6 protein-coding genes and 2 pseudogenes are annotated in these 6,221 nt (G+C 56.3%); all 8 read left to right on the top strand.

Annotation, left to right across the window (positions count from 1 at the left end; genetic code table 11):
* Nucleotides 1-117 precede the first annotated feature (117 nt).
* On the top strand, nt 118-699 hold the full coding sequence (gene aac(6')-IIc / locus ACOTWU_RS24865; protein WP_012695484.1) for an aminoglycoside N-acetyltransferase AAC(6')-IIc: 582 nt from the start codon (nt 118-120) through the stop codon (nt 697-699).
* On the top strand, nt 696-821 hold the full coding sequence (locus tag ACOTWU_RS24870) for a hypothetical protein (RefSeq protein ID WP_022646489.1): 126 nt from the start codon (nt 696-698) through the stop codon (nt 819-821). Before aac(6')-IIc ends, ACOTWU_RS24870 begins: the two co-directional genes overlap by 4 nt.
* An 83-nt stretch (nt 822-904) precedes the next feature.
* A pseudogene (locus ACOTWU_RS24875) lies at nt 905-1,093 on the top strand (erythromycin esterase family protein); the annotation flags it as partial.
* A 93-nt stretch (nt 1,094-1,186) separates the two neighbouring features.
* Complete coding sequence (locus tag ACOTWU_RS24880) at nt 1,187-2,542, top strand: IS1380-like element IS1247 family transposase (RefSeq protein ID WP_006473457.1); 1,356 nt, start codon at nt 1,187-1,189, stop codon at nt 2,540-2,542.
* 241 nt (nt 2,543-2,783) lie between these two features.
* Nucleotides 2,784-3,593: an aminoglycoside N-acetyltransferase AAC(3)-IIg gene (gene aac(3)-IIg / locus ACOTWU_RS24885; protein WP_012695485.1), complete on the top strand. Its 810-nt coding sequence runs from the start codon at nt 2,784-2,786 to the stop codon at nt 3,591-3,593.
* Between the two features lie 127 nt (nt 3,594-3,720).
* Entirely contained in the window at nt 3,721-4,134 is a 414-nt protein-coding gene (gene arr, locus ACOTWU_RS24890; protein ID WP_012695486.1) for an NAD(+)--rifampin ADP-ribosyltransferase, read from the top strand.
* 386 nt (nt 4,135-4,520) lie between these two features.
* Nucleotides 4,521-4,928: a YybH family protein gene (locus ACOTWU_RS24895; protein WP_063613390.1), complete on the top strand. Its 408-nt coding sequence runs from the start codon at nt 4,521-4,523 to the stop codon at nt 4,926-4,928.
* 86 nt (nt 4,929-5,014) lie between these two features.
* Nucleotides 5,015-6,055 (top strand): annotated as a pseudogene (gene ere(A), locus ACOTWU_RS24900) (EreA family erythromycin esterase); the annotation flags it as partial.
* Nucleotides 6,056-6,221 lie beyond the last annotated feature (166 nt).

The raw sequence follows: 6,221 nt of genomic DNA on the forward strand, positions 1-6,221 counted from the left end.
CAAGCAGCAAGCGCGTTACGCCGTGGGTCGATGTTTGATGTTATGGAGCAGCAACGATGTTACGCAGCAGGGCAGTCGCCCTAAAACAAAGTTAGGCCCGCACGGAATCAACATCTCATGTCCGCCAACAATGCCGCAATAGTTCTACGAGTCATGGCCGAGAACGATCTGCCAATGCTCCATGCTTGGCTGAACCGCCCCCACATAGTCGAGTGGTGGGGCGGCGAGGATGAACGCCCAACTCTTGACGAAGTCTTAGAACACTATTCGCCCGAAGTTCTGGCAAAGCAAGCTGTAGTGCCTTACATCGCAATGCTAGATGACGAACCCATCGGCTACGCCCAATCCTACATCGCACTTGGAAGTGGCGATGGATGGTGGGAAGACGAAACTGATCCAGGGGTCCGCGGGATTGACCAGTCTTTGGCTAATCCATCACAGTTAAACAAGGGGTTGGGTACAAAGCTCGTACGCTCGCTCGTTGAACTCCTGTTTAGCGACCCGGCCGTAACGAAAATCCAAACCGATCCATCTCCTAGCAACCATCGCGCCATTCGCTGCTACGAGAAGGCCGGGTTCGTTCAAGAAAAAAACATCCTCACACCTGACGGCCCTGCGGTGTACATGGTCCAAACACGCCAGGCGTTCGAAAGCCTGCGCACTGTTCAAAGCTTCAAAATCAAGGGGAAGTGGTCATGAATGGCTGCACCATCTCTACCAACTGGTATCTCGGCGTGTTCTCATCTGCCTTCGCATCTGTCGTCAGCCTAACCGGGCGTTCAACCGGACATCAACGTGCTGCGCACGTTGATGTCGGTTAACTGGGGCGTTATGCTCTGTGAGCCTGGTTATTGGCGAAGCGAAAGTATGACGATTTCAGCAATAAACGCAAAAGGATAAAAAAATGACATGGAGAACGACCAGAACACTTTTACAGCCTCAAAAGCTGGAGTTCAATGAGTTTGAGATTCTTAATCCCGTAGTTGAGGGCGCCCGAATTGTCGGCATTGGCGAGGGTGCTCACTTTGTCGCGGAGTTCTCACTGGCTAGAGCTAGTCTTATTCGCTATTTTGTCGAGAGGCATGATTTTAACCCACATTTCCCAAGTAAGGCGCTGATTTCGCTGTCCTGACCATTATATTTCCTATATAAAACATGGTGTTGAAGGCTGCGAGGGGCGCGTTTCATGGATCACCCAGAGGGTGCGGGCTTGCAACGGGCAGATCGGGTGGATTTCGACCCTCGCGTGCGGCTGGAATTTCGCGGCACGCAGCTCAGTTCCGACGGCGGCCTTCTGGTGATGCGCGAGCTTGATGACGCGCTCGGGTTGTCCGATTTGGCGTCAGCGGCGCTGCGCGATACTCGCTCTGGCAAGAACACGGTCCATCGGCTCGACGGCCTGTTCCGGCAATCAGTCTTTGGGCGGCTGGCCGGATACGAGGATGTCAACGACGCCAACCGTCTCGCCTGCGATCCGGTCATGCGCCAAGTTGTCGGCGGCAGAGCGGTCGATGCACAAGCGGCCTCGGCATCGCAGATGGGACGGTTCGAGACCGAGACGCTGGCTCTGGCCGGGAACCGTGCCGCGCTGGCCGACCTGAACGGGCAATGGATCGACCGGTTCCATGACCGTAACGGGCTGAAGTACATCGTTCTGGACATGGACAGCTCGGTCAGCCCGACCCATGGCGACCAGGAAGGGTCCGCCTGGAATGGCCATTTCGACTGTAGCTGCTATCACCCCAACTTTCTGTTCAACCAGTTCGGGATGCTGGAACGCTGCGCCCTGCGCCATGGCAACGTCCACAGCGCCGATGGCTGGCGTGATGTTCTCGACCCCGTAATTGCGCGCTACGCGGAGCGCGACCTTGGTGGCAGGTTCTTCCGGGCCGATGCTGCCTACGCGATCCCGGCGATCTATGAGCGATTGGAAGAAGCGCGGTTCTTCTACGCCATCCGGCTGCCCGCAAACGCGGTCCTCAAGGACAAGATCGCGCATCGGCTAACGCGCCCTGTCGGGCGGCCGTCACTGACCAAGGTCAAGCGGTTCTTCGAGGAATTCGAGTATCAGGCGGCGTCCTGGGACAAGGAACGCCGGGTGATCGCCAAGATCGAATGGCATCCGGGCGAACTGTTCCCGCGTGTCGGCTTCATCGTCACCAACCTGCCGATGGAGCCGGACTGGGTGGTGCGGTTCTACAACCAGCGCGGCACCGCCGAGCAGCACATCAAAGAGGGCAAATACGCCTTTCGCTGGACGCGGCTGTCGTGCCGGAAGTTCCGCGACAATGAGGTGCGGCTGCAACTGCACGCCCTGGCGTACAACCTGGCCACCTTCTTGCGCTGCATCGAGCTGCCCGAGGCCATGGCCGACTGGTCGTTGACCAGCCTGCAACTGAAGCTGATCAAGATCGGGGCACGTGTGGTCCGTCACGCCCGCACCATCACCTTCCAGCTGGCCGAGGTCGCTGTCACCGGCACGATGGTACGCGCCATCCTCGCCGCTATCCGCCGATTGCGAGCGCCACCGCTATGCGCATGATCGCGATCCACGCTCAAACTGAACGAAAGCGGCTGGACAGATCTGTCCGCTGCGCTGAAAAACGCCGCCCCTGGGCAAGGAAACAGCGGCTTCGCGGTCTGATCCGTCCAGATCCAGCAGTCTGCGCGACCGCAGGTGCCGCTTGCGGCAGAAAATCCTTGTCTAGCGCTCGGATACAGGCTATCTTCACCTCAAACGACACGCCACTTGGGGAATGCAGGATATAGAGGATGGCAGCGGAATGAACACAAGGGAAACAATTGCGGCGGACCTTTCACGGCTGGGTGTCCAATCCGGCGCTCTCGTCATGGTTCACGCATCGCTGAAGGCGATCGGCCCCGTCGATGGAGGCGCAGCATCGATAGTGTCTGCCCTGCTCGATGCCGTCGGCCCCACTGGAAGCTTGATGGGATACGCCTCGTGGGACCGGTCGCCTTACGAAGAAACGCTCAATGGCGCACGGATGGATGCGGAACTGCGCCACCGATGGCCGCCGTTCGATCCAGCCATATCAGGCACGTATCGCGGCTTCGGCCTGCTCAACCGGTTCCTCCTCCAGACACCCGGCGCCCGGCGCAGCGCGCACCCGGATGCCTCGATGGTCGCGGTAGGGCCTCTGGCCGGCACTCTGACGCGGCCTCACGAACTTGGGCAGGCTTTCGGACCTGGATCGCCGCTGGAGCGTTTCGTCGAGCGTGCCGGAAAGGTTCTGTTGCTCGGAGCCCCGCTCGATTCCGTTACCGTCCTGCACTACGCCGAGGCCATTGCCCGCATCCCGAACAAGCGACGCGTGAGCTACGAAATGCCGATCCGCAGCGAGGACGGCGGAGTGAGATGGAAACGCGCCGAGGATTTCGACTCCAACGGCATTCTCGATTGTTTCGCTATCGAAGGAGAGCCGGACGCCGTCGAGACAATTACCAATGCCTATGTGGAGCTGCGACGCCATCGGGAGGGCTTGGTCGGTCAGGCGCACTGCTACTTGTTCGAAGCGCGGGATATCGTTTCGTTCGGTGTCGACTATCTTCAACGGCACTTTGGCTCGCCCTGATCCGACGCATGGCATGCGGGATGCTCGCCCGCACCCTATCAACGACTATGTATCCAGGGTGCGCCCCGCCGAAAATACGGGCCCCGCGACACTGTGAACAGAAGCGCTTAACATCAAGGGGGACTCTATGTCTGCTACCGCAACCATGTTTGCCCAGTCGTTCTTCCATGGAACCAAAGCCGCTCTTGCACCCGGTGATCTGATCGCCGTCGGTTATCGATCGAATTTCACAGACGCGAAATCCCTGTCGTGGGTGTATTTTACAGGCACGCTCGATGCGGCGATCTGGGGCGCCGAATTGGCGGGTGGCAGCGGAACGGAACGAATTTATGTCGTCGAACCGACCGGCGCCATCGAGGAGGATCCGAACCTGACGGATAAGAAGTTCCCGGGTAACCCGACCCTGTCTTATCGCTCCCGCGATCCATTGCGCGTAATTGCTGAAGTGACGAAGTGGCAAGCACACACGGCCCAGCGGCTGCGGGAAATGAAGGAGGGCCTGGCGCGTCTGAACGCAGAAGGTGCCGAGATCATCGATTAACGTCGCCTGCCGGCAGTGCCATCATGGCGCATGGAACCGACTGTAGCCGATGACCGCACTGGTCTTTATTCGCGTCGCGGATGCCACAAATTGCTTAGCCCACTCGCCGCCTGGGGCCGATTTTCGCCCCTCGCCTTGAAGGGATTCCGAGTAGAATCCCGTGGCCATTGTTAATTAAGCAAGCGCGTTAATTAACAAATATGATCTCCGCATCGCAACCGTACCTCTCGGTCAGGTTAAACGTGTCCAGGCTGGCAAGCACTTCGGCGCTTTGCCAGTTCATGCTGGCAATCGTGCCTACGCAATGATGGGCGGCATCGTCGTGGGAACGGCGCTGACGATTCTCTTCCTACGGGCCCTCTATGTCGCCTGGTTCTGGATCCCGCGTGAAGTCGAGCAAACTGATTAATATGCACGACTTCGATCAGTTGGTGCCGTTAATTTCACCAAATGCGATATTCTGGTTCAATGACGGATCATTTTGTGGACTGAAGCAGATACGGCAAGCCTTTGAGGAAACCTGGAAAAAATTTCCTCTTGAAAATTATTGGTTAGAAAACCTGGAGTGGGTTGCCCAGTCGAAAGATTGTGCCGGATGCACCTATCACTTCCGGTGGAGGGCAATTTTAAATGGTAGCGCTCTGGAAGGCGGTGGGCGAGGAACAACTATCCTTCGTAGAGAAGCGAATGTCTGGAAGATCACTCACGAACATCTGAGCCAGTTCCCTAAACAAGACCCCAAGGGCCGACAGCTGCCGAGTAGATCGCTCGGATTGCGCCAAAAGCGGTCATGAGAGAAATGCCGCGACCTCAATGGTCGCGGCTGGCAGTTATGCAACGTCCTGTAACTGGGCCTCTCCATTGTGGAGGAAGCATGCTTAATGCGATTGGTTTGGAATGTGGGGCGATTCAGGCATCCCGGCTATCTGAATGGCTCAACTCAACAGCCGGTGCTCATGAACTTGAGCGATTTTCGGATACCCTGACCTTTTCTTTGTATGGCTCAGTGCTGATTTGGGTTAAATCATATCTACGCGAATCAGGAAGAAAACTGCAGTTAGTCGGAATCGATTTACCCAACACCTTGAATCCAAGGGACGACCTAGCGCAATTGGCCGAAATTATCCAGGTCATCGACCACCTCATGAAACCCCACGTTGATGCGCTGACTCAGTTGTTGACGTCCATTGATGGCCAGTCGGCGGTTATTTCATCGGCAAAATGGGGGGAGTTGGAAACGGCTCAGCAGGAGAAAGCTATCTCAGGGGTAACCAGATTGAAGCTCCGTTTGGCGTCGCTTGCCCCTGTCCTGAAAAATCACGTCAACAGCGATTTTTTCCGAAAAGCCTCTGATCGAATAGAGTCGATAGAGTATACGTTGGAAACCTTGCGTGTAATGAAAGCTTTCTTCGATGGTACCTCTCTTGAGGGAGATACTTCCGTACGTGACTCGTATATGGCGGGCGTGGTGGATGGAATGGTTCGAGCGAATCCGGATGTAAGGATAATTCTGCTGGCGCACAACAATCATTTACAAAAAACTCCAGTTTCCTTTTCAGGCGAGCTTACGGCTGTTCCCATGGGACAGCATCTCGCAGAGAGGGAGGAGGGGGATTACCGTGCGATTGCATTCACCCATCTTGGACTCACCGTGCCGGAAATGCATTTCCCATCGCCCGACAGTCCTCTTGGATTCTCTGTTGTGACCACGCCTGCCGATGCAATCCGTGAGGATAGTGTGGAACAGTATGTCATCGATGCCTGTGGTAAGGAGGATTCATGCCTGACATTGACAGATGACCCCATGGAAGCAAAGCGAATGCGGTCCCAAAGCGCCTCTGTAGAAACGAATTTGAGCGAGGCATTTGATGCCATCGTCTGCGTTCCCAGCGCCGGCAAGGACAGCCTGGTTGCCCTATAGGAAACCAGAAATGAAATGAAGGAGCATAACCTGCCAATCCACCGGACGGTTTTCAACCGCCGGTGATCAGCGCGTTAGATGCACTAAGCACATAATTGCTCACAGCCAAACTATCAGGTCAAGTCTGCTTTTATTATTTTTAAGCGTGCATAATAAGCCCTACACA

Origin of the sequence: Enterobacter cloacae complex sp. GYL001 (assembly GCF_049237125.1) — a bacterium.
In the GTDB taxonomy this organism is placed as follows: domain Bacteria; phylum Pseudomonadota; class Gammaproteobacteria; order Enterobacterales; family Enterobacteriaceae; genus Enterobacter; species Enterobacter hormaechei_C.

What these genes read in the sequence shown, in the direction of transcription:
- ACOTWU_RS24870 (WP_022646489.1), top strand. Translation starts at nt 696, where the DNA reads ATGAATGGCTGCACCATCTCTACCAACTGGTATCTCGGCGTGTTCTCA.
- ACOTWU_RS24880 (WP_006473457.1), top strand. Translation starts at nt 1,187, where the DNA reads ATGGATCACCCAGAGGGTGCGGGCTTGCAACGGGCAGATCGGGTGGAT.
- arr (WP_012695486.1), top strand. Translation starts at nt 3,721, where the DNA reads ATGTCTGCTACCGCAACCATGTTTGCCCAGTCGTTCTTCCATGGAACC.